Genomic DNA, 24,864 nt, shown 5'->3' on the forward strand with positions numbered 1-24,864 from the left:
CCCGCCCCCCCCCGCCCCGCGCCCCCCCCGCCCCCCCCCCCCCCCCCCCCCCCCCCGCCCGCCGCCGCCCGCCGGGCGGCCGCCGGCCCCGCCCCCCCCCCCCCCCCCCCCCCCCTCTCTCTCCCCCCCCCCCCCCCCCCCCCCCCCCCACGCTCAGGGATTGCTTCGCTGCGCTCGCAATGACGGAGTGAGACGGCTATGCTGGCGCGTCAACAAGCGTTGAGGAAATGACCCATGCAATATCGCCAACTCGGCCGCAGCGGCCTGAAAGTGTCGCCGATCTGCTTGGGCACGATGATGTTCGGCGGGCCGACCGATGAGGCCACCTCAAAGCGCATCATCGCGAAGGCGCACGAGGCCGGCATCAACTTCATCGACACCGCCGACGCCTATTCGAAGGGTGCATCTGAAGAAGTCGTGGGACGCGCCATCGGCAACAACCGTCACGCCTGGGTGCTCGCGACGAAACTTGCGAACCCCATGGGCGAGGATCCCAACCGTGTCGGCCTGTCGCGGCGCTGGGTATTGGAGGCGGCGGATGAGAGCCTGAAGCGGCTCGGCACCGATCACATCGACATCTATTATCTGCACAAGGAAGACCATGCGACGCCGCTGGAGGAGACGGTGCGCGCGATGGGCGACCTGATCCGCGCCGGCAAGGTGCGCTATTTCGGCGTCTCGAACTACCGCGCCTGGCGCGTCGCCGAAATCTGCAACATCTGCGACCGGCTCGGAATCGACCGGCCCGCGGTGAGCCAACCCTATTACAACGCCATGAATCGCATGCCTGAAGTCGAGCACTTTCCGGCCTGCTCCTACTACGGCCTCGGCATCGTGCCCTACAGCCCGCTGGCGCGCGGCGTGCTGACCGGCAAATACAAGCTCGACGCGGCTCCCGACAAGGAGACGCGCGCAGGCCGCAATGACACGCGCATGATGCAGACCGAATGGCGGCCGGAATCGCTCCAGCTCGCGCAGGAGATCAAGACCCACGCCGAGAAAAAGGGCATCACCGCAGGCCAGTTCGCGGTCGCCTGGGTGCTGAACTCCGCCTTTGTCTCCTCGATCGTTGCCGGTCCGCGCACCGAAGAGCAATGGGACGGCTACACCGGCGCGCTCGACTATCGCTTCACTATGGAAGACGAGGCGCTGATAGACAGACTGGTCGTGCCAGGTCATCCCTCGACGCCGGGCTACAACGACCCGGCCTATCCGATTGAAGGACGTCGCGCGCGGACCGCCTGAGCCGGAGACAAGAATGGCCTTCGAAGATCGCTATGGCCTGTCGATCTCCACCTCTTCGCCCGAGGCGGCATCCGCCTATCGCGAGGGCGTCGACCTCATGCTCGCCGGCTGGACCGGCACGGCGGAGACTCTGGAGCGCGCGATTGCGGCCGATCAGGATTTTGCGCTGGCCCATATCGCCCGCGCCCGCCTGCATGGCTTCTATCAGCAAGGCGATCTGGCACGGCAGAAGGCAGCCCGCGCGCGCGAGCTCGTGGCGAACCGCGGCACGGAACGCGAGCGTTCGCATGTCGAGACGTTGGTGCTCGCAATCGAGGGCCGGCTGCCCGAGGCAATCGCGGCGACTATGAAGCACGTCGAGGCGTGGCCGCGCGACGCATTAGTGCTGTCGCTGCCGCTCGGCGCGTTCGGCCTGTTCGCGTTCTCCGGTATGGCCGATCACGACCGTGCGCGGCAGCAGCTGTGCGAGCGCGTCGCGCATCGCTATGGCGAGGATTGGTGGTTCCTCACCATGTACGGCTGGGCGATGACCGAGAACGGCAATGTCAGTCGCGGCCGCGGCGTCACCGAGCGCGGCTTCGATCTGCGCCGGCAGAATGCCCATGCCGCGCACGCCGTGCTGCATGCGATGTTCGAGGACGGTTCGATCGAAGCGGCCGACCGGCTCGTCGACGACTGGATCCCCTCTTACGACCGCGCCGGGATCTTGTACGGCCATATCCGCTGGCATCAGGCGCTCGGCGCACTGGAGCATGGCGATGCCGCGCGGGCGCTTGCGATCTATGCCGATGTGCTGCAGCCAAAGGCGACACAGGCGCCGCCGCTCAATGTCGTCACCGACGGCGCGTCACTGCTCTGGCGCCTGTCGGCTTACGGCCACGCCGTGCCGAAAGCGCTCTGGGTCGAAGGCGATGCCGCCGCGCAAAAACTGTTTCCGAAATCGAGCCTGCCCTTCGCCGACGTCCACATGGCGCTGTTCGCGGCCGCGACGCAAAATCGCGAGGCGCTCGCCGCGCGTCTTGCCGTGATCGAGCAGCGGCTCGCCGACGGCAAGCTCCCGGCCGGTCCCGTGGTGCCGGCGGTCTGCCGCGCGCTGGCAACCTTTGCGGACGAGGATTACGCGGCATGCGTGCAAATGCTCGCGCCGGTCCTCGGCGAGGTCGTGCGTCTCGGCGGCAGTCACGCCCAACGCGAACTGATCGAGGACACTTTTGTCGTCGCCCTCATGCGCAGCGGCGACCTGCCCCGCGCCCGCGCGTTACTCGATGCCCGCCTGCACCGCCGTCCCTCCCTGCGCGATACGCGCTGGAAGGCGACGATGGGCTAGCTCCGCCACGAAAAAAACACCGGCCGGGCGGCAAGTGCCGGCCGGGAACGGGTTGGGCGATATGGGCGAATCGCCGTTGGGGTGGCGCGGTGGTATTTCAGACGAATCAGGCAGAACAAACGGGATCGCAACCAATTTACGGTTCGACGGTTGTCGGACGGAACTTTCCCGTGGTTCCCTGGCATGTGAACCTTCCGATGCGCCTCTGCCGACCAGTCCTCACCGCCGCCCTCATCGCCTTGGCAAGCCCTTGTTTTGCCGAGTCTTCCTTGTCGATTCCCGTGAATAACCCTCAGGCCGCAAACGCCTTCGTCGACCTGCTGGCGCTGATGTCCGGCCACTGCAAGACGCTGAAGGTCGCGGGCCGCACCTTTGCCTGCAAGACGGTCGCCTATGCCCATGGTGACAAGGGCCGGGTCAATTTCGCGGTCGCGGTGGACGATCCCGCCGACGAGAATCACGTCGTGTCGTTCTCCGGCGAGAACGGCAAGCGCGCCGACGACAATTCCTATGAGCTGCCGATCGACCGTATGCTGCTCAATTCCAAGGACCGCCCCAAGGTCGACGGGTTGCCGGTGCCGGCCGAGCAGACCTCCACAGGCCTCTGCCGCCAGACCGGCAATTTCGCCGCCAGAAAGGTGACTGACGTCACCTGCTCCGCCACCGACAGCGAGGGCCGCCGCTACGAACTGCTGTTCGTTTCCGACGGCACGCCCGTGAGCGTGCGTCGTATCAGGCAGTCGGCTCCGTCGATCCAGGATCCGTTCAAATAGCGGACCTTGTTCGCTCCGCATGCGGGCGAGGTGAACCGCCGCCTGCGCGGCACAGCCGGATCAAATCCTTTCATTGAAACTTCGGAACCGGCAGGTATGCTCGGATGCGTCCTCATCGAGGAGGCGCCCGTTGCAAACACAGGCAGGCACAGAGTCCAGCAATGCGGATGGTCAAGGCGATCAAGCGGCTCCTGATCGTCTGCCTGTTCGCAACCCTGGCACATGAATGCCCCGCGGCCGACAGTCCGGGGCAGCGCTCGATCCTGGTGCTGGAAGACGCCGACTTTCGTTCGCCGTTCTATTCGGAGATTTTTGCCGGTATCCGCACGGCTGCGAAGGAAAATGGACAGATCCATACCGTGATCTACGGCGAAAGCCTCGATCTCGCCCGTTTCCCGGGACCGGACTACGAGGAGAGTCTGGTCGGTCATCTCAAGACCAAATACGCGCACCGGTCGATCGACGTCATCGTCTCCATCGGCGTCGCGTCGGCGAAATTCCTTCAGGGGCGCAAGCACGACATCTGGCCCGCTGCACCCGTGGTTTACGGCTTCGTGCCCGATCTGCCCGAGACGCGCGCGCTGTTCCTACCCGACACGACCGCAATCTTTGCCAAGGTGTCTCCGGCGCAGTTACTGACTGCGGCACGCGCGGTCGTTCCCGACCTGACTGGTGTCGTCCTTGTTGGCGATGCATGGAAAAATCCGCTGACATACGGCCACTGGAAGCAGGAATTCGCGGCCGCGATGCCGGATCTCGAGATTGTCGATCTGTCCGGGATGGTGCTGCGGGAAGTGCGCGAACGGGTCGGCTCCTTGCCCCCTGGCTCTGCAATCCTGACCTCGGCAATGTATTCCGACGGCGAAGGCACCCACTATTTGCCGGCTGCGGCGCTTGCGCGTGTCGCCGAGCACGCGAACCGCCCGATCATCATCACCTCCGATACATTTCTCGGGCGGACGGGAGTTGGCGGCTTCCTGCTGCTGCCCGGAACCATCGGACGGGAAGCCGGCCAATTGGCAATGCGGATTCTCGGCGGCGAATCGCCGTCGAGCATCCCGCCCGTTGCCGGGGACAACGTGAAGCCGATCTTCGACTGGAGACAGCTCAAGCTCTGGAATGTGGACGAAGCTCATCTGCCTCCGGGCAGCGAGGTGCGTTTCCGAGAACCGAGCTTCTGGGAGCAGTATTACTGGCGCGTCATGATCAGTGTCGGCTTGGTGCTGGTGCAGGCGACGATGATCGTCATCCTCCTGCGCGAGCGCAGGCTGCGATTCCTGGCGGAGGTCGAAGCGCGCCAACGCATGTCGGAGCTTGCCCACATGAATCGCCTTGCCACCGCGGGCGAGATGTCTGTCACAATCGCGCATGAGCTGAGCCAGCCGCTCGCCGCCATTCTGATCAATGCAGAGACCGCCGAGCAACTGTTGCAGATACCGGCACCTGACCTTGGCGTGATCAGGGATATACTGGGTGACATTCGCCGAGACGATAAGCGCGCCAACGAGATCGTCGTTCAGGTGCGCTCATTTCTGAAGAGGGCCCGCACAGAGCGGAGCGAGCTCGACCTCAACGCGGCGGTCGGCGACGTGTTTAGGTTCCTCTCCGTTCAGGCCCTGACCTACGACGTTGCGCTCGCGACGGACCGATCGGCCTCGGATATTCACGTAACTGCCGACAAAGTGCAGCTCCAGCAGGCTATTCTGAACCTGGTCATGAATGCCATCGAAGCGGTGGCCGATCTGCCGGAGGATCGGCGACGCATCGTCGGTCGAACCAGCCTAGCGGGCAATCAGGCCATGATCTCGATCGCAGATGCCGGCGACGGCATCTGCACAGAAAAGATAACCGAAATCTTCAAGCCGTTTTTCACAACCAAGACGCAGGGCATGGGAATCGGCCTCTCGATCACGCGCACGATCGTCGAGGCACACGGCGGGCGGATCTGGGCCGAGAACGCGCCGACCGGAGGCGCCGTCTTTCATATCAGCCTGCCGCTGGCCGCCGCGCGATCGTGAGTCGAGGCCTTCTGCCGCCAGACGTCAACCATCGCATATGATGGTCACCATACCTCGGAGCGACCCATGACGCGCGACCGCCTGTTTCTGCTGCGTCCCGGGTTCGAGGACCCGACTTTTCCTGGACGCCGCTTCTATTGCTGGCATTGCGCGCTGATCGAGGGCGTGCTGGTCTCGCTTCCGCAGCTCGCCGGCAAGCTCGACATCGAACGCATCCCGTGGCCACGCCCGCGGCAAGCCGTGATCGCGCTGGCCGGCGAGGAGAACTAGTCGTTGCCGCTGCTCGTGCTGGCGGTTGGAGCGACCTCGCCGCACCAGACCGGCAGCTATCAGGGCCGCGCGTTCATTGCTGACAAGGACGCCATCCTGGCCGCGCTCTCCGAACGCCACGGCTTTCCCGATCCGCATCCGTGAGGGGGAGAGCGCGTAGCCTGCAATCACGTCGCGAAACGAGGGAAAATTGACATTGCGTGTCGTCACTGTCGCCTCGCATAGTCGGCGCTGCAGGTAAGTCTGCAAGTAAGTCTGAAAGCCGCCCCTCATGTCACTCGCGCTTCCCGCCCTCATCGTCGTCGACGTCCAGCGTGCGTTCGACGAATGGGAGGCGGCGGGCAAGCGGCGCAATAACCCGGATGCAGTGGCACGTATTGCCGATCTCCTGACGGCGTTCAGAACCAGCGGCGCGCCAATCTTTCACATTCGTCATGAGGGCACCAAGCCGTCCTCCTCATTTCTGCCAACGAGCTCCGGATATGCCGTCAGGGACGAGGCATGCGAGCGGCCGGGCGAGATCGTGATCGTCAAGCACGTCAACAGCGCCTTCATCGGCACCGATCTGGAAAGGCGCCTGCGCGCGGGCAACATCGGCACTCTCGTCATTTGCGGCGCCACCACCAATCATTGCGTCGAGTCGACGACGCGGATGGCCGGCAATCTCGGCTTCGACGCACGGCTGGTGCGCGACGCGACCTGGACGTTCGAGCGGGTCGGGCCGGATGGCGACAGGCATTCTGCGGAGGAGATCCATGCGATGACGCTGTCGAACCTCAACGGCGAATTCGCGCGCATCGTCACCACCGATGACGTGATTGCATCATTCGCGGCAGAGTGATGGCGGAGTTACGGCCACGCCCGTGATGCGACAATAAATCTCACGAGACGCACGTAGCCGCGCGAACCGGACGCCCATGAAACTGCGTCGTTTCGACGCCCGCACTGGCCGGAACGTGCCGGATGACCAGGTGTTGTCACACGACATTCAACTGGAGTGATGACATGAAGTATCTCATTGTCGCGATGGCCGTCGGTGCTGCGGCGCTTGCCGGCGGATCGGCGGCGAACGCGGCCAATCATTCAAGCGCGAAACACAACGCGCCAGCCGCCCAGTCAACCGACATCAGCGCGCAGCACAGGCACCACCATCACGGACATCGCCATCACTGGCGTCCTCACCACCATTACGGATTTCATCGTCCGCACTACCGGAGCTACGGCTACTATCCGCGGCACCACGGCTATTACGGCGGCGGACCGTACGGATATTATGGCGGCGGCGGTCCGAGCGTGACGTTCGGCTTCGGCGGCAGCCGCTGGTAAGACGAAAGGCAGCAACGCGAAAGGCTCGCGAAATGCGGGCCTTTCTTTGCGCGCCAGCCTATCCTCGCAAGATCATCCCCGCCGTCTGCTGACCGCTCGCCAGCGCCGCCTCGACCGTGCCCATATCGGCTCCGCGATAGAGCGCCTCGCCGGAGAAAAGCACCGGACCATCGGCGCGTGCGAGGATCGTCTGCGCCTCGCGCGTTCGCGGCGTTGCCCAGGAATAGGCGCCGCGGGCGTAGGGATCGTGCGCCCAGTTTGTCGCAACGGCCGCGACGAGCTCGCGCGCGAGGTCCTCACGCGACAGGCCGAAGACGGTCGCAAGCGAATCGAGCCCGGCATCGATCAGCCCTTGCGGGTCGAGGTGCGACAGCGCTGCCGTGCGCGGGCCGCCGAACCATCCGGTCAGCACGAGATGCCGGTTCGGATATTGCGTCCACCATACGGGAATGGCCTGGTCGGACAAAAGGAAGCTCATGTCCGCGAGCTCTTCCTTGCGCTCGCGCCACCATGGCCGCCTGAAGCGCAGCAGGATTTTTATCACGTTACCGAAGCCGATATCGTCGGCCGCCGCCGCCTTCGCGCGCGCGCCGCTCGGCAGCCCGATCTCGCGCAGCAACGGCAGCGGAACGGTGAGCATCACGCGATCGCAGCCATGCACGGCGCCGCCGACACAGCGAACGGCGATCGCGCCGCCCTCCTCCTCGATCGCCGACACCACGCAACCGAAGCGAATAATCACGCCAAGCTTGCGGCACTCGGCTGCCAGGAAGTCGATCATCGCACCATAGCCGCCCTTGATGCGCGCCTGCGGAGAGTGCCCGCCGGCCATCCATTCCTCGCGCAGCGCCAGCGTCGAGGCGCGCTCGGGATCGGCCGCATCGTAGCCCTCGACCATTCGCTCGATCGCATGGCGCAGCCGCGCGTGCTCATCCCCGGCAAAATGCCGGCGCAGGAAATCGGCGACCGTGAGGTCGTCGTTCAATTCCCGAACCACGGCGTGCAGCTCAGCCTCATGCGGATCGTGGCGATCCTCGCGCACGATGTCAGCGCCGTCGAAGCCCCATCGCTCGCCCTCGATCTCCTGAAGGGACAGCCCGGCCTCACGCAGCAACGCGCGCGTGACCGGCGCCTCGCCGTGCACGAATTCGGCGCCGCCGTCGGCGCGGTAGCCGAACTCCGAAGCAGGCAGCGGATGGATGCGGCCGCCGCAGCGCTCGCGCGCCTCCAGGATCGTCACGGTCCTGCCCGCGCGCGCCAGCTCGCGCGCCGCCATCAGGCCGGCCGCGCCGGCACCGGCGACGACGATATGCTCTGATGTTGCCGACATCTCGGTGCTGCTACTTGCCCACGGCCTGCGGATCGTTCTGGATCAGATAGCGCAGCAGCAGGACGCCGCCGCCGAGATCCCGCGTGCTCTCCAGCCTCATCGCGCTCAGCGGTGCACGCCGGTCGCCGTCGGAGTCCGTGGAATCGAACACGAAGGGCGCGCCCCTGGCGCCGTCGATCGCGGGGCTGAGGATCAGGTTGAACTCGTCGATCAGGCCGGCACGCAGGAACGCGCCGTTGGCGACGCCGCCGCCCTCGACCAGCAGGCGCTTCACGCCGAGTTCGCGATTGAGAATGTCCAGCGTCAGCGCGAGGTCGATCTCGGACTTGCCGGCAAAGATATAGGACACGCCCTCGCCGCGGAGCCCCGCGAGATGCGAATCGGGGACACTCTCGGTCAGCACGACGACGATCGGATCGCCGCCGATATCGGAGCGGCCCCAGCCGATCTTGCCTTTCGCATCCAGGACGACGCCATAGGTTTTCGCATCACGTCGCGCGAACCAGTTTTCGCGCGGAAATTTCGCGTCCGCCGTCGTGGGATAGGGCTCGCCCTTGGCGAACTCCGAGCCGGTGACGCGGCCGATCGCCCAGGCATCACCGCCGAGCTCGTCGTGGATCTTCTCGAACCAGTCCGTCCCTGCCCCCTTCGGGCGCCAGCGGCTCGGATGGGTGCGGCCGTCCAGACTCGAATGCATCAGACAGATGACGTAAGGCTTCATGCGTATCTCCGGGCCGCGCTCAGGCGGCCGGCTCATTGCCCTTCTCATTCCCCGTGGCGCGATCGTTCACGATCACCGCGAGGGGATTGAGCTTTGGCGGCGCGACGAGTTTCAGCGTGTTGGTGTCGCGATGGTTGAACGGCGCGCCGCGCACGAACAACTCGGTCTGGATCAGATAGGTCCAACTGCCGTCGTCGTTGAAGGTGATGTCGCAGCGGTAAGCGTCGGTGCGGAACGCTTGTTCCAGAAAATCAGTCGAGCAGATCCCGTAAGCGGTATCCCCACGCTTGGCGGTGACGGAGATCGCTTTGTCGTCCGGCCCGGCCTTGCCCGACGCCAGCAGCACCTGCCCGCGCGGGATCGCCAGCGTCTGCATGATCAACCCGGTCGCGGGCTCCCACAACCAGTAGCCGACCTGGTCGTGGAAGGTGATGTCTTCCTCGGGCGTGTTGATGTGGATGTGATAGCGCAGCCCGTAGAGCAGCTGCGGCCCGTTGGCCTGCGGATCGATCGGGTCCATCCGGATGCGCTCGATGAACGTCCGCCGCTCCGGCCCCTGCGCCTTCGGATTGATGTCGATACCCTTGTCGGCCTGCCAGCTGCCTGCGAGACGGCGGAGCGGGCCGAGATTGGCAAGGCCGTCGGGCGAGACATCCTCGGGCTCGGTGAAGATATCGGCTGGAAGGGGGAGCATGGGTGTCCTCGCGTCATTGCGGAGGCAGCAATAGCACGAGAGTGCGGGCGTGGCTCGTTCTCAAGCCTCACAATCGCGAATGGACATAGGCGCCACGCGCAGACGATCCATGAGCGAGCCACCTGATAACAGGCTACACTGACCGGCTGGAATGATATGTGTCGTCAATTACGGGCTGATTGTCGACGCGCTTGCGACTTGCCTCGTGCAATCGGAGGAGAGGCCATCCGCGCTGCTACTTCAATGCAAGGCTGCTGCAATATGCCGAGGTTTCGCCGGACCGCCAACCGGTGACGCGTCCCGCTTCCTTGCACTCGTCGTAGGTCTTGTAGTTGCCGACGTTGCGGCACGTGAACGAATAGACGCCACCCGAAACGTTGCAACCGACCCAGGGCTTGTCGCCCGCCTTGAAGCTCGATTGACAACCGCCGACGCAGCTGCCCGTGGCGGCGGCGAGCTTGGCAAGCTTCGTGGCGTCCGAGGTCGGCGCCAGTGACGCCGTCGAAGCGGCTGACGTGCGCGATCCGGTCCCGCGAGCTGTCGCGTGATGCGCTGGCCGGTGTGGCCGCGCCACATGCTTCGGCGCATCAACCATGACGCCGGGAAGCTGGGTGTCGGCGGCGGTCGTGGTCGGCGTCGGTTGCGACATCGCGGTGCCGCCGAGGGCGCACAGGAGCAGTGCAACCGATGAGATGGCGACAGCGGGACGCGTAACGAAGCATGATGACAACGTCATGGCCATGTCCATCCAGATGCGGGGCCGGTCAATTCCGTCCCGAGGGCCAGGATATCACGCCCTGATCCAGGTTGCATGGAGAGGAACCATGCAACTTGACACGGCCTGTCGACGCGCTCCGCATCGCACCTGCCGCAGTTTTGAGCAGGCATCGAGCATGACAGACACGCGGCAGCAAGGCAGGAGCGCGAAACTCGCCCCGGTCGCCAACAAGCCACCCAAGCATTTGTGTTGGGTCCCTCTCGTCATCCACATTCTGCCGTTGCGACGCAGCCACACGCGATCAGGCCTGATCCAGAGCGCCGCCGCCATGTTCGTGACGTCGCCCTCCGGGCCGCCGCGATTGCCTCACGATGCGCTCAACCAACTCTATGACCTGACGCCGGCCGAGATTCGCATCATCGAGTTCATCTGCGAGGGACACACACGAGACGCGATCTCGGCCTTGCTCGGCGTTTCCGTCAGCACCGTGAAGAGCCACCTCATTCACGTCTTCGAAAAGACGGGCTGCAGGCGCCAGGTCGATCTGGTCAGGGCGCGAAATCGCTGACGCTCCCGGTGTAGGATGCGGGACCGACGGTAGCGACGGACGCGCGCGCGGCGGCTCAGGAGGTCGTGGCAGTGATCAAGAACTCGAAGAACGTCATCACGGCAGCGACTGCGATGGCTACGACCAAAATGTTTGGTTCCTGGAGCGGACGGTAATCCTTGTTGCGTTCCGCTCTGACGCGGGCACAACCATGAATGAGCATCGTCAGCAGCACCACGCCGATCAGCGCATAAGCGACGTAGACGAGCATGGATTGCGCCAGATCCGAGTCGCAGACGACTCTTATCCAGGGACCGGGTTCGGACTGGCACAGAAGGCCTTGAACCACGTCTCGCGGACGCGATGAGCGCCCTGCTGTAAGGCTGGACGAAAGGCAGACCAGAGCCAGCGCAAACGCCCATGTGCCGAGCATCGACGAGACCAGGGAGCGGGCGGCGTCGTAGTAATACTCCGAGCGCGGATAGAAGATCGCAATCACCCCGGCAACGCAGACCATCGACGCCACCAGAACGATGACGAGGGCCGCCGACGGCAAATAGCTCTCGAGGTTGAAACCGGCCGGCAATTGCTGCGCGTAATAGTATTGAAGCGGGACGACCAGCCACAGCAGCTTCGGGAAGAGCTGCTGCATCCACTGGGTCCGGAGCAGCTTGTTGATCGGCAGCAAGCGCCGTTCCAGCAGGCGCCGCCAGCCGGACTTTGGCGCCGCTTGCATCGCGCTTCCTGCGTCCAGGCTCATCGGTCCGCCCAAGTGATCGTCTTCGATGTCAACGGAATCACCCGCCTTCCCTCGAGCCGCTTGATGACGAGCAGCGTCGATCTCGGCCTCCAGCCGGCCGCCGCCTGCATGGCGTCGTCATAGGCGTTGCTGAACCAACCGCCGCGCTGTACCGGCCCGGTCGGAATCGGTGACGCAAAGGAGACGCAGACGCCGTTGGGCGTGTCGCGATAAGCGAACTCGGAGCTCAGTCCCTGATAACTCGACGATGACGCGTAGGCACGCGGCACCAGAGTCGTGGCGACTTCGAACGCGGAATCCAGGTCACGCCGGTTCACGTCGGTGAAGCCATATGTGCCGCTGAGGTCGAAAGCCTTGTCGTTGTCGGTCCAGACGCAATCATTTGCCGCGACATCCTGGATCGGCATGTGGAACCGCCTGGTCAGGCGGTAGACCTTCTGGCGCGGGTGGTCCGGATCCGACAGATGATGATCAAGATACGCCGTCAACGTCACCAGCCGGTCGCCGCCCTCCAAGGCCGGAAGCACGTCCCGGGAGCAGCGCGTCTTGACGGGCGGGCGATAGACATAGGCCTTGTTCGCCCGCCTGCTCTGCTCGGCAACCGTCTGGGTCCGGACATGCCACACGCCCTCGAAGTCGCGCTCCTGCCGTGGCGGCACCGGCGCCGTGATCAGGACGAAGCGCGCATCCCTGTCATAGGACAGCGGCGCGCCGTTCACCGGCGTGTGCTGGTATGGCGGCTGACTGCGGGCATAGAACAGCCCCGGCTTGTTGATCGCGGCGCAGATCGCCTGCTCGTCGAAATTCTGCGCGACGACAGATCCTACAGAGGCCAGCAAGAGAAGCACGGCGACGACGAGTTTCATACGCATCACATCATCCTCCCCAGGGAACAGTCACTGTGGCAGCGACGGCCGCGGGCTGTGCAGCCGCCGTCCCGGCGGCCGATGCAGTCGGCTGCGCTGAGTGTGCTCGAATCGCGGCCACGAATGCGTCTACGCCCGAATAAGGCTTGCCCGCTGCGCCATCGATATGATCGACCGCGAAGCGGCCGAGCGCGCGATAGGCTTCGAATTGCGACTCGCCGAAGAACTGGTCCGCCGTGCTTTCGTGCGGGAAAACCGTTGCCTTGAGGGCATAACTGCGGACTGAAATTGGCTCGATGCCCTGGAAGTTCGGCTTGATGTAGACAAGGATTCCCTCCTTGCCGCCGAGGTCACGGTACTTGATCCGGGCAACCGCAAAATAGGGCCCTTCAGCGGGCGGCGTCTTGCGGGCCACCATCTTCAGCGCCTCGAACTCGATATCGACGTCCTGATCGATGGAAATTTTCCTGCATGCATTGCCGAGATCCTCGAACCCGAAGTCCGGATCGCAACCTGCGTCGCTGATGATGATCAGCCGGCAGCGGCGCCGGATCATCTCGTAGAGGCCGAGATTGTCGAAGTGCCCGCCGTCGGAAAGATAGACGTAGCCCCTCGTCCCGTCGGTCAATCCCAGCGCTTCCTCGATCATCGGCCGGCCGGCAATCCTGGGTCCTGCCTGTCGCCAAGTACGCTTTCCGGCAGAGTTGGGATTGCCAAGCCAGGCTCCGAGACGGACGTTGAAGAAAGTCAGCAACAGACTGAGGGCGGGCGAGGAGTGATAGCCCATGTTGGGACTTGCGGCCGCGCCGGAGATTGCCATCGAAGTTCCGACGCTGATGCCTCCGCCGTAGTTTTGCGAAGGCCTATAGCAACCCGAGGCTCCGGAAAGATCGGCGCGTAAGACCTCCGATTCGCGGTTCTGATCCCCGCAGCCGCACCACCATGGCGTGACGACGAAGGACATCGCCTTGCGCTCCTGCCAGGCCAGCTCGCGCGTCGCGACGATATTCATCGCAATGTTCTGCACCAGATACTGCGGCGGAATCCGTCCTTCGTCCGGCGTGACATTGGGCCAGAGATCGCTCAGATTGAGGTTGTCCTGCTGGTAGAAGTCCGTGAACGCGTTCGGTTTGCGCTTTTGCTTCGAGGCGCCGAGAAAGGTCCTGATCAGCCGGTTGCGATAGACGCCGTGAAGCGAGAAGCGGTTGGTATTGACGAACCATGACGCGATAGCCCCGACGAGCAACGTCCAGAGGAACACTTTGCCGAGTGAATAGAACACATGGTAGTTTTGATCGAACCAGAGCGCCTTGCGTACCGGCAGGACAAGCCAGTCGACCACCGCGGAAAGCACGCTCGTCAAGACGACGATGAACAGGGTCGCAGCCACCGCGAGGACGAAATTGAGTGACCGGCTCGCAAGGGTCGCGTAGCCCTTCTTGAAAACCGCCATGGTCGAAGACGACTTGCCGACCAGGCTCGCGGCCACGCCGGCGAGACCGCCGGTTGCGATCAAGCCGCTGAACGAGGAAAAGGACCAGTTGTAGAGATAGTTGACGCCGTACGAACCAAGATAGACCACGGCAAAGGCCAGCGACCAGAACACCGCCGCACGCGCGTGATACCCGGCGGCCCTGCCCAGCCACTCCCGCTCGGCGTCGGCCCAGGAGACCTTGCCGGTCAGCGCGCAGTAAAGCAGTTCGGCGAGAAACACCGCCGTCATGAACACCGGGGGGCCGAGGCACAACAACAGGAACACCCTGACCGGTGTGAGCGCCGTGACCGTCTCTGCCTGCGACATACCGATGGCATCAATGATCTTGGCAAGCACCAGACCGACCACGGCGCCGGAGGCGGTCAGCTTCAAAACGATCAGCATGCCTCTGTGCAGGGCGCCCTTATGCAGATCTCCCGAGCGGATATTCTCCGACGTGGACTTGTCGTCGTCCTTGTCGGCGCGTGGTGGTGAAAAGGACAGAGCGAGCACTGCGGCAACGAAATAGGTGCCGGCGGCTACCACCGCGATGCTCCAGTACCATTTGATCCCTTTCAGCAATGACAGGAGCTGTAGCTGCCCGTTGCCCTTGAGGTTCGTTTCGGCCGCGAACTGCTGATAGATCTTCAGGGCAGCAACGCTGATCAGCACCCCCGCAAGCAGCGTCGGCAACAATTCAAGCGCAATGAAGCGCGAACGACTGGAGGATTCATCGCCCCAGCCCGGCCGCTGCTGGAGGGAATCGACCATCGACATGCCGGCAAGAGCTACGGCCAGAAGACCGAGCATCGCGACCGCCGTGGGACTGGCCTGGGACGTCCAGGCCCATAGCGTGATCGCTTTCAACGCAATGATCGTCAGCAACAAAATGGGAATCAGCACGAACCAGTTCAGCAGCAGATTGCGGATATAGAGCGCAACGAGCGCCAGCATGTCGGTCGAGAGCAGCCCTGCGGTCGGCGACAGGTAACTGCTGTACCGTCGCAGGTGCTGAAGCGGTGAGATCGTCGCATTGCTCAGCGGGCCGTCGACGAGCGCCTTCTCGACGTTGTCGTAGCCGGCACGCTGCACCCAGGCGGTCAGCATCGCACCGGTATAGCCGCCGCCGGACACCGTCGAGAGATAATCGAACGTGCTCAGGATCTTTCGCGCGGCGAGGCCCTGCACCACCCCGAGCGCGAACGCGGCGCTGCGAATACCGCCGCCGGACAAGCACAAGGCCGACAGGTTGAGGTCCCCGGCCCTGGTGACGAACTCCTCCAGCTTTTCTGGCAAAGCTCTTGGATCGCGCGGCGGCGCGGGGATCGGCTGCAGGTGGCGCGCTGCATCCGCCAGCAACGCACGTCGTTGCTCAATCGCCTGCAACTCGCCCAGCAACACGTCGCCATTATCGACTACATCCGCGACAACGGAATTGATAGGGTCCGCGACAACAGGTTGCGGCATGGCCAAAAAATCCCGCCAGCGGGAGTCTCTGCCGGATCGAAGCCCGGCTGGGCTCCACACGAAAATCACGACGTCATCGAAAATATCCCGCCAAGATTGCACGAAGTTTTTGCTGGCGCCAGCACAATTTGGGCGATGTGCGCGTCAGCGATGACACGGTTCGGCAAACGATTCCGTCCGCCGAATCGGCGGTTCACGATCGGTCGTGATGCGTTGTGTTCGTGGGATCGGCCGGAGAAATTGGTTGTCAGCGGATGCCGGAGAGCAAAGGCAAACACCGGAATGGTGCCCAGGGAGGGTATCATACGCAACCACCGACGGGACGAATTGCTGTTTGTCCTCAATATGGTGGCGGGAGTGCCTGGCAGCGGTGGCCTAGATTCGCTTCATCGCCAATCCGCCACCGCGTTAGTCCCGCGCTTGATTGGAATCAGAGGCTTGCTCTTTCATAAGCCGATACAAATGCCCGCGACTGATGCCGAGCAGCCCTGCTGCTTGTCGCTTGTTACCGCCGGATCTCTCCAACGCGGCTCGAATTTCCGCCGCGGTTTGAGACCGGATGCGTTCCTTCAACAATCCGGACACCTTCTCCGCTTCCGGCGTTGGCAAAGCATGTGCGGTGAGCACCGACAATTGACCGGTCACGATGAAGCGAGTGAGCACGTTTTCCAGCTCCCGCACATTTCCAGGCCACCCATGCGCACCCAGCGACGCTAACTGTTTTCGCGATAGGTCCCTGGTCTCGCTGCCCAACCGCTCTCCAATCCGGGTGAGCAATTGTCGGGCGAGAAATTCGATATCGTCCCGCTCACGGAGCGATGGCACGTTGATCGGCAACACGCTCAGGCGGTAATAGAGATCCTGCCGAAAGCGGCCGGCCTGGGCCAGTTCCGGAAGTGATTGATTGGTTGCGCAAACAATTCGGACATTGACCCCAACCGGAGTTGTGCCGCCTACCCGCACCATCTCATTCGTCTGAAGCACCCGCAGCAAACTGCCCTGCAGATGCAGCGGCATATCTCCGATTTCGTCCAAGAACAGGGTGCCCCCGGAGGCTAGCTCGAACTTCCCGGGCTTTCCCCGGCTTCGGGCGCCCGTGAACGCGCCCCCTTCATAGCCAAACAATTCAGCTTCAATCAGTTCGCCCGGGATTGAAGCACAATTAATCCAGACAAAGGGGCCCTCGGATCGGCTCGAATTCGTGTGAATCGCGTGGGCGGCCAGTTCCTTGCCGGAACCGGTCTCTCCCGAGATCGACACGGGAAGGTCGTGGCCGGCGACGATCTCGAGCGAGTGCCGGTACGCGTCCATGAGCCCGCCTTGGCCAACGATGTCGCGCATGCTGAAGCGGGAGCGCCATTGCTTGTTCGCCTGCGGCAGTGCCAGTTCGGCTTGCGCGACCCGGCGAAACGTCCTCTTCAAAGCACCGAGATTCGAGAACAGGGCCAGACCGACCGCGCCAATAATGCGGCCATCCTGAAGCACTGGGACCTGTCGCGTAATGAGTTGGTGTCCACGCACTTTCAGGGGATAACCGATATGGCTGCCTTCGCCGCGCGCCACGAGATGGAGCTTGGTTTGTGGACCAACGACATCGGTAATATGTCGCCCGATGAAGTCCTCCGCCTGGCCTTCTAGCAATCTGCAATACGGCTGGTTGATCAATACGATTGTGCCTGACGTATCAACCGCGACCAAGCAGTCCGAGACATGATCGAGGACAAGCTTCAGGAAGCTCGCTTCCTCGGACGAGCCGGCGATCCACTGGGACAGAACCATTTTACGGAAACCTCAGATCAGCAAGCGTTACACTTGGGCGACATACTGTCTCATAAACGCGACACTAGCGTCACGTTCGGAAAGCGTCAAACCGGAAGGGCCGCTCCCCGCCACACGCGTTTTGGCAACGAGAACAATTCACTAGGTGCCCCCGTGCAGCGGGGCGCCGACATGGCACGGCGCTTGCGATCTTACTGTGATGGAATCGACCTCGGGAGGGAGCGAAATGACGACCATAAGAACCATCGCAGTCGGCGATACCGTCGTGCAGGTGTCCGGAGCCGGAATGCCGATGGTGTTCGTGCACGGCTTTACGACAACAGCGGAATTCTGGCGTGAGCAGGTCGAGCCGTTCTCGACCGGTTACCAGATGATTCGCATCAACCTGCCCGGTCACGGTCGCTCACCACGCCCTGTAGATCGAAAATATACGATCGCCGCCTTCGTCGAGGACGTGCTCGGAGTGTACCGCGCATTGTCCATCGAGTCGGCCATTCTCGTCGGCCTTTCGATGGGCGGAACTGTGGCCCAGAGCCTCACGCTCGCCCACCCGAAGTACGTGCGGGCGTTGGTGCTGGTGGGAGCCACGCCTCATGGATTGGGCGCAGACGTCAATGTCGACAACGTGCGCAAAGCCATTGAGGAACTGGGTGCGGCGACGGCGAGCCAAAAGGTGATCGAACGATCCTTCGGCTCCGCCGCGAGCGCCGAGCTCATCGACTTTGCCAGGAACGAGGTCACGCAGACTCCGGCCTTTGTCGCGCGCCAGGCGATTGCCTCGCTCAACGCCTCGGATAGCCGCGCAAAGCTTGGAGAGATCTGCGTGCCAACGCTGGTCCTCGTCGGCGAGGAGGACGTCATCACCCCACCGAAAGAATCGCAAACCTTGGCGGACGGCATTCCGAATAGTCGCCTTCACATCATACCATCGGCGGGCCATTTCCCGATGCTTGAGCAACCGGATACTTTCAATCGCTTGCTGAACGAATTTCTGGCGCAGCAGGACGTGCCGCCACGCCCGACCGAAGACGCGTCGTCTTACACACACCAAGCCGTTTGATGCTGGAGGATCGAATGTCCATTCAAGCTATCGAATCAGAAACCATCCTCGCGTCCAACGGCCTCGATCGCGATACCAAGCGCATTGTCTTCGCGGCCGCCCTGGGCACCGTTTTCGAGTGGTACGATTTTTTTGTCTACGGCTCGTTGGCAGCGTTTTTCAGCACGCTGTTTTTTCCGAAAGGAAATGACACCGCGGCATTGCTCGCAGCATTGGCGACCTTCGGCGCGGGGTTCGTTCTTCGCCCGCTCGGCGCCATCGTGTTCGGACGCCTCGGCGATCTCGTAGGCCGCAAAAAGACATTCCTCGTAACCATGCTGGTGATGGGCCTCGCTACCGCGGCGGTCGGCCTGCTGCCCTCATTCGAGACTTTCGGCTGGTGGGCGCCGACCATCTTGGTCGGATTGCGCCTGCTGCAAGGGCTCGCCGTTGGCGGCGAGTTCGGGGGTGCGGTGACCTACGTTGCCGAGCACTCCGATCCGGACAAGCGAGGCTTCACGACAAGCTGGATCCAGATCACGGCGACGCTTGGGCTGTTTCTCTCGCTGGCGGTGATCATTCTTTGCCGTTCTTCGATGTCGGCGGAGAGCTTCTCGAGCTGGGGCTGGCGAATTCCATTCATCGGATCGATCGCGCTTCTGATCCTCTCTTTGTACATCCGGCTGAAGCTGCACGAGTCGCCGGTGTTCCAGCAGATGAAGGCCGAGGGCAAAGGCTCGAAAAATCCTATCGCTGACACATTTGGTGACAGGCGCAATCTGCGTTTGGTGCTCGTGGCCATCTTTGGAGTCGTAGCGGGGCAGGCGGTGATTTGGTACACGGGGCATTTCTACAGCCTTTATTTCATGACCACCGCACTGAAGATGAGCCAGGATCAGGCCAATTTCTACCTTCTGGTCGCACTCATTCTCGGCACACCGTTCTTCCTGTTCTTCGGCTGGCTCTCCGACAAGGTGGGGCGCAAGTGGATCGTCGTCACGGGATGCGCGCTATCAGCCCTGCTGATCATGCCGTTATTCCAGAGTCTGGCGACTTACGGCAACCCTGCGCTTGCAGAATTCCGCGCCAAGACTTCTGTGGTCGTGCACGGCAACGACTGCAGCGAGGATCAGTCCTGGATTGGCCAGCTATTCCGCCCGCTAGCGACGAAGGAATGTACGCGCGTGAAGGCATTCCTGACTGCGAATGCCGTTCCATACGTCGTGAAGGCCGATACTGCTTCCCTTAGCGTCCAGATCAACGACGATCCGGCGACCGCCTTCGATGGAGCCAAGCTTCTAAAGGAGCTGACCGAACGAGGCCTCCCATCGGCGAAGGCGCCGGCTCAACCCAACGGTCCGATGGTGATCGCCATCTTGTTCGCTTTGGTCTTCCTGGCGACCATGGTTTACGGGCCGCTGGGCGCTCTTCTGGTCGAGCTCTTTCCTGTCCATATCCGCTACAGCGGCGTGTCCGTCGCACTGCAGCTCGGTAACGGCTGGATCGGCGGTTTTGCTCCATTCGTCGCAACGACGGTCGTCATCGCGAGCGGCGACATCTTCGGCGGGCTTTGGTACACGATCGCGTTTGCCGGTTTGACCGCGATCATCGGAGCACTCTTTCTGCCGGAAACCCGTGGTCGCGATATCCGAGGGCAATAGCGCGATCGCATACCTGCGGCGCCGAGTTTCGCCGTCGCAGGTCTTCGTTGGGATGCGCCACTCGAGCGGCGCATTCCACTGCATCAGACATGCGACAGGCGTTGGAACAATCTGGCGGCAACAATGACAATATCACAAAAAATTCCGGTCACTATCCTCACGGGCTTCCTCGGATCCGGCAAGACGACGCTGCTGAATCAATTGCTCGAAAGCGACTTGATGGCCGAGTCAGCGGTCATCGTGAATGAGTTCGGAGCCATCAGCATCGACGCCGAGCTGGTCGTCGGCGTTGACGAGGAGATTCTGCAGATCAACAACGGCTGCATCTGCTGTACGGTCCGCTCGGATCTTGTTTCGACGATCACCAATCTTCTCTCAGGAACAAGGCCCATCCGCCGCATCCTCATCGAGACCACAGGGTTGGCCGATCCAGCCCCCATCATTCAAAGCTTTATTGTCGACGAGGTGCTTTCTGAAGTCACGGCGCTCGATGCAGTCGTGACCGTGGTCGACGCCATCAATATAGACCGGTGGCTCGCCGATCAGGGCTCCGGCGAAAACGTCGCGGCCGAACAGATCGCCTTCGCCGACGTCCTGGTGATAAGCAAGCTGGATCTTGTCGACCAAGACGCACGCGCCAGATGCGAGGCGACTATTCGGACCATAAATCCCATGGCTCCGATGGTCCGAGCGATCGACAGCCGGATTGACGCCGCCTCAATCGTCGACGTCAAGGCCTTCGATCTGAAAAACTGCTTGTCGATTGAACCGCTGCTGCTCTCTGAGCTCGAGCACGAGCATGATCTCTCGGTGGTCAGCGTCGAAGTACGCGCAGAACGCGCCCTCGACGGGCCTCGATTCTTCCGGTGGCTCAATGTGTTCGTCCTGGAGAATGGTGAGACCCTTCTACGCTGCAAGGGTGTCCTGTCGCTGGCAGGCGAGGCCCGGCGTTGGGTTTTCCATGGAGTCCATATGACGCTCGAAGGTCGACCAGGCAGGGCCTGGGCCTCGAATGAGCACCGCGCCAGCGCGATCGTCTTCATCGGAAGAGGGCTCGACGCAACGCGAATTCGAAATGAAATTTCGGATCTGACCTCGTCGGATACCGGCCTGGTCACGTGATCAAAGCCAGAAGAGGGGCGCTGTAACAATGAAGTTGCAACACTATCTAGGAGGCCTCGAAGGTCTCGATCCGATCTCGCTTGAAACGCGGGTGTTCGTGGAAGCTTGGGAGGAGAGGATCTTCGGCATCCACACGGCGATGATGGCACTGAGTTCGCAACTCGATCTCGAAGCAACACCGAGTACATTCAACACCGAATGGACCTGGGCCGACCTGCGCAAGGGCGCAGAGTCGATGAATCCGTTCGATTACTTCAAATTCCGCTACTATGAGAAGTGGCTGGGCGGAATCTCTGCGTATTTCGTCGCGAAGGGTTACATCACTCAGATCGAACTCGACGCGCGAACCGAAACCTTCTTGACGTCAGCCCCAGTCATGCCGAAAGGCGGAGACGCGGCTGTGGACGCTCGCGTGCGGAAATATCTGCTGATCGGCGACGATCCGAAACGGGAGCGCTCGACCCAACCGCGCTTCGCGGCCGGCGAGGCGGTTTGCGTCGCCGATCCGAAATCGGTCGATCACACTCGCTTGCCAGGGCATCTTCGGAACAAGGCGGGCATTATCGATAGCGTGTATCCTGACGCTTACACTTATCTTTGCGAGATCGGGCCGGACGGGATCGGCAAAGCAATGCCCGTCTACTGCGTCAAATTCGATCCCGAAACTCTGTGGCCAGGAAATACCGAGCAGAATTTTACTTTTTACGCAGACCTGTTCGAGGCCTATCTCGAACCGGCCATCGCATCCTGAGGAGCCACATGATGCAACGTTTCGAGTATTCCACGGATCGAGAAACGGTGAACGCGGCGCGCGTCCGCGCGCTGGAGGCTCTGCTCATCGAGAAGGGAGTCATCACGCGCGAGACTGTCGACAAGATCATGGCAATCTTCGCGACTGAAATGGGCCCGTTCAATGGCGCCAAGCTTGTTGCGAAAGCGTGGGTCGATCCGGCATTCAAGAAGATTCTGGCCGAAGACACCATGGCTGCGGTCGAACAGATGAAGTTCGTGACCGGGGGAGCCGGCGCCGAAGGCGAGCATATGCGAGCGGCGATCAACACGCCGGAGGTGCACAATCTCATCATCTGCACCCTCTGTTCCTGCTATCCTTGGCCGATTCTGGGCCTGCCGCCCTATTGGTACAAGGATCCTTCGTTCCGCGCGCGAGCTGCACGCGAGCCCCGCAAAGTGCTGAGCGAATTTGGTCTGAACATTGGGCCGGAAAAGGAAATCAGGACCTGGGACAGCAGCGCCCAGATCCGCTGGTTCGTTGTCCCGGAACGACCGGCGGGCACCGATACCTTCAGCGAAGAGCAGTTGGCAGCTCTTGTCACACCCGAGTCGATGATGGGCGTCGCGATCGTCAAGCCGCCGAGCACCTGAAGCGATGCAAACAAATTTCGAGCATTTCGCCCTGGGAAGCATGTTGGGGAAGACCGACATGCCACCCAAGGATAACGGAAGCCTTTGCTTCGGCGCGCCTTGGGAGCGTCAGGCATTCGGCCTGGCGCTTGCTCTCTCCAAACAAGGCTTGTTCGAATGGGAGGATTTCCGCTCGGAAATGATATCAAGCATCGCCGCTTGGGAGGCCACCCACGACGAGACCGACCCAAGCTGGGACTACTACGAGATCTGGCTCACCGTAGTTGAGCAGATGGTGCAACGATCCGGCTTGATCGAGCAATCGGCCCGGTCGTATTTCTAGGCGTCTCGATGTCGGGTCGATGCAGCGGGCCCCAGAGCGCGGCGGGCTGGACTTGATCGTACGTACACTTAGCGAGCGCTAGAGAGATAGATCTGCGAGGGCCTTCGCGCCGATCATCTGGTGAATGTAGCCGTACGAATTGTGCCCCAGCGCACAAAATCGTGGATTTGGTGCCCAGGGGCGGAATCGAACCACCGACACTGCGATTTTCAGTCGCATGCTCTACCAACTGAGCTACCTGGGCGTGCTCCAAAGAGGGGCCAAAGCCCATCGAGCGGGCGGTTTATAGTGGGCTGAAGGCTGCCTGTCCACCCACGCTTCGCCGATGGCTTCGCGGGCCGCGGCCCGGCTGTGCACAAGGCGGGACGGGGCTCGGAGGGAACGGCGCGCGACGGCGCATCGAGAACTTAAATAATTGATACGATAGGCTTATTCCTCTCCATCGGCCTCGTCATCCCGGCCGGGAATGACATAGGAGCCTTTCAGCCAGCGGTTCAGATCAACGTCGCGGCAGCGCGAGGAGCAGAACGGGCGGGTGGCCCCGGACTGCGGCTTGCCGCAGATCGGGCAGGTTTTGAGCGGGCTTGGGGGCTTTTTCACCTGGTCGTCCATAGGGTGCTCGGCTTGCACGAGGTGAGAGAGTTCAAGAGCCTGTCGCCAAAGGGGTTCCTCCGGCGGAAGCGCAGGCGTCCCGGCCAGGTTCCCGCGGGGCAATTCTACTGTGCATGGGGTTGTTTTCGCGATTTTTGCAGGAGCGGCTGTTCGGCTCACACCGCGGTGGCGTTGAGCCAGCCGAAGCGGATCGGGAAACCTTCGCCGCCGAGCAGCGTGGTGGTCTCGTAGAGCGGCAGGCCGACCACGTTGGTGTAGGACCCCACCATCTTGACCACGAATGAGCCGGCGATGCCCTGCACGGCGTAGCCGCCGGCTTTGCCGCGCCATTCGCCGGAGCCGATATAGGCCTGGATGTCGTCTTCCGAGAGGCGCTTGAATCGGACGCGGGTCTCGACCAGGCGCTGGCGGAAGGCCTCGCGCGGCGTCACCAGGGTGATCGCGGTGTAGACGCGGTGGTTGCGGCCCGACAGCAGCCGCAGGCACTGCGCGGCCTCGTCGACGAGGTTGGCCTTGGGCAGGATGCGGCGGCCGACCGCCACCACCGTGTCGGCGGAGAGGATGAAGGCGCCGCGCAGCTCGTCGTCGAGCTGCACCGATTTGAGCGCCGCATCCGCCTTGGCGCGCGCGAGCCGGTTGGCGCAGGCGCGAGGCAGCTCGCCCCGCTTCGGCGTCTCATCGACGTCGGCGGGCCGGAGCGCGTCCGGCTCGATGCCGGCTTGGTTGAGCAGCGACAGGCGCCGCGGCGAACCGGAGGCGAGAACGAATTTGGGGCGGCCGAGCATCAGGTGATTTGGGGAATGAAGCAGGGGGTGAATTGCGCGCGGAACCTATCGGACGGGGGCTGATTTCACAACCCGGGAACCCGGACTTTACCGATTCGACGGGCACGGGAAGCGTGTGCCTGCAGTCTGTGACGCGGGTGTTACGGGCGTCGAATGCTACCCGTTCGCCGCGCCCACCTTCGAAAATCGCCGGCGGATGCGCATCAGGAGTTGGTCGCAGACGTCGCGGTAAGCCGCCAACTTCTGGTCGCGGCTGCCTTCCATGGTGGTGGGATCAAGCGTCGGCCAATACTCGACCTCGGCCGCAAGCGTGCGGGTCAGCTCCAGCGCCTTATGGTGCGCCTCCGGCGACAGCGTGATGATCAGGTCGAAATTCAGCCCCTCCCAATCCTCCAGTTCCTCGAAGGTCTGCGGCTTGTGGGTGGAGATGTCCTGGCCGAGCTCGGCCATCACGGCGACCGCGAACGGATCGAGCTCGCCGCGCCTGGCGCCGGCCGACTTCACGTAGAGGCCTTGCGGAAACATGTGACGCAGCAGGCTCTCGGCCATCGGCGAGCGCACGCTGTTCATGGCGCAAGCGAACAGCACCGATTGCGGATCGCGTGCGCGTGGCGGACCCGCCATC

Annotated in this window: 24 protein-coding genes, 1 tRNA gene and 1 pseudogene; 14 read left to right on the forward strand and 12 right to left on the reverse strand. The window is 62.7% G+C overall.

Features of this window, described 5'->3' with window-relative positions; all coding sequences use genetic code 11:
* Window positions 1-234: 234 nt before the first annotated feature.
* The 7 genes and pseudogenes from AC0L21_RS24810 (at window position 235) to AC0L21_RS24840 (ending at window position 6,959) form a co-directional block, all read left to right on the forward strand.
* Complete coding sequence (locus tag AC0L21_RS24810) at window positions 235-1,245, forward strand: aldo/keto reductase (protein ID WP_473264363.1); 1,011 nt, start codon at window positions 235-237, stop codon at window positions 1,243-1,245.
* 13 nt (window positions 1,246-1,258) lie between these two features.
* On the forward strand, window positions 1,259-2,572 hold the full coding sequence (locus AC0L21_RS24815; protein ID WP_473264364.1) for a tetratricopeptide repeat protein: 1,314 nt from the start codon (window positions 1,259-1,261) through the stop codon (window positions 2,570-2,572).
* Window positions 2,573-2,769: 197 nt separating this feature from the next.
* A complete protein-coding gene (locus tag AC0L21_RS24820) occupies window positions 2,770-3,345 on the forward strand; it encodes a hypothetical protein (protein WP_473264492.1) in 576 nt (191 codons plus the stop codon).
* Window positions 3,346-3,611: 266 nt separating this feature from the next.
* Entirely contained in the window at window positions 3,612-5,363 is a 1,752-nt protein-coding gene (locus AC0L21_RS24825) for a sensor histidine kinase (protein ID WP_473264365.1), read from the forward strand.
* A gap of 66 nt (window positions 5,364-5,429) precedes the next feature.
* Window positions 5,430-5,777 (forward strand): annotated as a pseudogene (locus AC0L21_RS24830) (DUF3088 domain-containing protein).
* 127 nt (window positions 5,778-5,904) lie between these two features.
* Window positions 5,905-6,474 carry a cysteine hydrolase family protein gene (locus tag AC0L21_RS24835; protein ID WP_473264366.1) on the forward strand — a complete coding sequence of 190 codons (570 nt, stop codon included), beginning with the start codon at window positions 5,905-5,907 and terminating at the stop codon, window positions 6,472-6,474.
* A 164-nt stretch (window positions 6,475-6,638) separates the two neighbouring features.
* Window positions 6,639-6,959, forward strand: a complete 321-nt coding sequence (locus AC0L21_RS24840) for a hypothetical protein (RefSeq protein ID WP_473264367.1) — start codon at window positions 6,639-6,641, stop codon at window positions 6,957-6,959.
* A gap of 58 nt (window positions 6,960-7,017) precedes the next feature.
* On the opposite strand, the gene AC0L21_RS24845 is transcribed toward AC0L21_RS24840, so the two are convergent.
* The 4 genes from AC0L21_RS24845 to AC0L21_RS24860 all read right to left on the reverse strand — a co-directional run bounded on the left by AC0L21_RS24845 (window position 7,018) and on the right by AC0L21_RS24860 (window position 10,440).
* Window positions 7,018-8,289 carry a flavin monoamine oxidase family protein gene (locus AC0L21_RS24845; protein WP_473264368.1) on the reverse strand — a complete coding sequence of 424 codons (1,272 nt, stop codon included), beginning with the start codon at window positions 8,287-8,289 and terminating at the stop codon, window positions 7,018-7,020.
* 10 nt (window positions 8,290-8,299) lie between these two features.
* A complete protein-coding gene (locus AC0L21_RS24850; RefSeq protein ID WP_473264369.1) occupies window positions 8,300-9,010 on the reverse strand; it encodes a RibD family protein in 711 nt (236 codons plus the stop codon).
* Window positions 9,011-9,029: 19 nt separating this feature from the next.
* Window positions 9,030-9,704, reverse strand: a complete 675-nt coding sequence (locus tag AC0L21_RS24855) for an FABP family protein (RefSeq protein ID WP_473264370.1) — start codon at window positions 9,702-9,704, stop codon at window positions 9,030-9,032.
* A gap of 235 nt (window positions 9,705-9,939) precedes the next feature.
* Window positions 9,940-10,440 (reverse strand): hypothetical protein, encoded by a 501-nt coding sequence (locus tag AC0L21_RS24860; RefSeq protein WP_473264371.1) that lies wholly within the window; start codon window positions 10,438-10,440, stop codon window positions 9,940-9,942.
* 157 nt (window positions 10,441-10,597) lie between these two features.
* Here AC0L21_RS24860 and AC0L21_RS24865 point away from each other — a divergent pair, with 157 nt between their 5' ends.
* Window positions 10,598-10,990 carry a helix-turn-helix transcriptional regulator gene (locus AC0L21_RS24865; RefSeq protein ID WP_473264372.1) on the forward strand — a complete coding sequence of 131 codons (393 nt, stop codon included), beginning with the start codon at window positions 10,598-10,600 and terminating at the stop codon, window positions 10,988-10,990.
* Between the two features lie 55 nt (window positions 10,991-11,045).
* On the opposite strand, the gene AC0L21_RS24870 is transcribed toward AC0L21_RS24865, so the two are convergent.
* The 4 genes from AC0L21_RS24870 to AC0L21_RS24885 form a co-directional block, all read right to left on the reverse strand.
* On the reverse strand, window positions 11,046-11,741 hold the full coding sequence (locus AC0L21_RS24870; protein WP_473264373.1) for a hypothetical protein: 696 nt from the start codon (window positions 11,739-11,741) through the stop codon (window positions 11,046-11,048).
* Complete coding sequence (locus AC0L21_RS24875) at window positions 11,726-12,601, reverse strand: hypothetical protein (protein ID WP_473264374.1); 876 nt, start codon at window positions 12,599-12,601, stop codon at window positions 11,726-11,728. Before AC0L21_RS24875 ends, AC0L21_RS24870 begins: the two co-directional genes overlap by 16 nt.
* 4 nt (window positions 12,602-12,605) lie before the next feature.
* Entirely contained in the window at window positions 12,606-15,536 is a 2,931-nt protein-coding gene (locus AC0L21_RS24880; RefSeq protein ID WP_473264375.1) for a patatin-like phospholipase family protein, read from the reverse strand.
* Between the two features lie 408 nt (window positions 15,537-15,944).
* Window positions 15,945-17,315, reverse strand: coding sequence for a sigma-54 interaction domain-containing protein (locus AC0L21_RS24885; RefSeq protein ID WP_473264376.1), 1,371 nt, complete (start codon window positions 17,313-17,315; stop codon window positions 15,945-15,947).
* Between the two features lie 226 nt (window positions 17,316-17,541).
* Between AC0L21_RS24885 and AC0L21_RS24890 the strand changes: the two genes are divergently transcribed.
* The 6 genes from AC0L21_RS24890 (at window position 17,542) to AC0L21_RS24915 (ending at window position 22,842) form a co-directional block, all read left to right on the forward strand.
* Window positions 17,542-18,375, forward strand: a complete 834-nt coding sequence (locus AC0L21_RS24890; RefSeq protein WP_473264377.1) for an alpha/beta fold hydrolase — start codon at window positions 17,542-17,544, stop codon at window positions 18,373-18,375.
* A 14-nt stretch (window positions 18,376-18,389) separates the two neighbouring features.
* Window positions 18,390-20,015, forward strand: coding sequence for an MFS transporter (locus AC0L21_RS24895; RefSeq protein WP_473264378.1), 1,626 nt, complete (start codon window positions 18,390-18,392; stop codon window positions 20,013-20,015).
* Window positions 20,016-20,138: 123 nt separating this feature from the next.
* The gene (locus AC0L21_RS24900) at window positions 20,139-21,137 is read left to right on the forward strand and encodes a CobW family GTP-binding protein (RefSeq protein ID WP_473264379.1); all 999 of its coding nucleotides are present in this window, start codon (window positions 20,139-20,141) and stop codon (window positions 21,135-21,137) included.
* A 28-nt stretch (window positions 21,138-21,165) separates the two neighbouring features.
* Window positions 21,166-21,888 (forward strand): nitrile hydratase subunit beta, encoded by a 723-nt coding sequence (gene nthB, locus AC0L21_RS24905; RefSeq protein ID WP_007597549.1) that lies wholly within the window; start codon window positions 21,166-21,168, stop codon window positions 21,886-21,888.
* Between the two features lie 8 nt (window positions 21,889-21,896).
* Entirely contained in the window at window positions 21,897-22,520 is a 624-nt protein-coding gene (gene nthA / locus AC0L21_RS24910; protein WP_035993718.1) for a nitrile hydratase subunit alpha, read from the forward strand.
* A gap of 4 nt (window positions 22,521-22,524) precedes the next feature.
* A complete protein-coding gene (locus tag AC0L21_RS24915; RefSeq protein WP_007597553.1) occupies window positions 22,525-22,842 on the forward strand; it encodes a nitrile hydratase accessory protein in 318 nt (105 codons plus the stop codon).
* Between the two features lie 168 nt (window positions 22,843-23,010).
* On the opposite strand, the gene AC0L21_RS24920 is transcribed toward AC0L21_RS24915, so the two are convergent.
* The 4 genes from AC0L21_RS24920 to AC0L21_RS24935 all read right to left on the reverse strand — a co-directional run bounded on the left by AC0L21_RS24920 (window position 23,011) and on the right by AC0L21_RS24935 (window position 24,863).
* Window positions 23,011-23,086, reverse strand: a tRNA-Phe gene (locus AC0L21_RS24920).
* A 185-nt stretch (window positions 23,087-23,271) separates the two neighbouring features.
* Window positions 23,272-23,454: a DNA gyrase inhibitor YacG gene (yacG, locus tag AC0L21_RS24925; protein ID WP_473264380.1), complete on the reverse strand. Its 183-nt coding sequence runs from the start codon at window positions 23,452-23,454 to the stop codon at window positions 23,272-23,274.
* 155 nt (window positions 23,455-23,609) lie between these two features.
* Complete coding sequence (locus AC0L21_RS24930) at window positions 23,610-24,239, reverse strand: Maf-like protein (RefSeq protein ID WP_007597557.1); 630 nt, start codon at window positions 24,237-24,239, stop codon at window positions 23,610-23,612.
* 156 nt (window positions 24,240-24,395) lie between these two features.
* Entirely contained in the window at window positions 24,396-24,863 is a 468-nt protein-coding gene (locus tag AC0L21_RS24935) for an arsenate-mycothiol transferase ArsC (protein ID WP_473264381.1), read from the reverse strand.
* Between the last annotated feature and the right edge of the window lies 1 nt (window position 24,864).

The sequence above is a fragment of the Bradyrhizobium sp. WSM4873 genome (genome assembly GCF_055811355.1).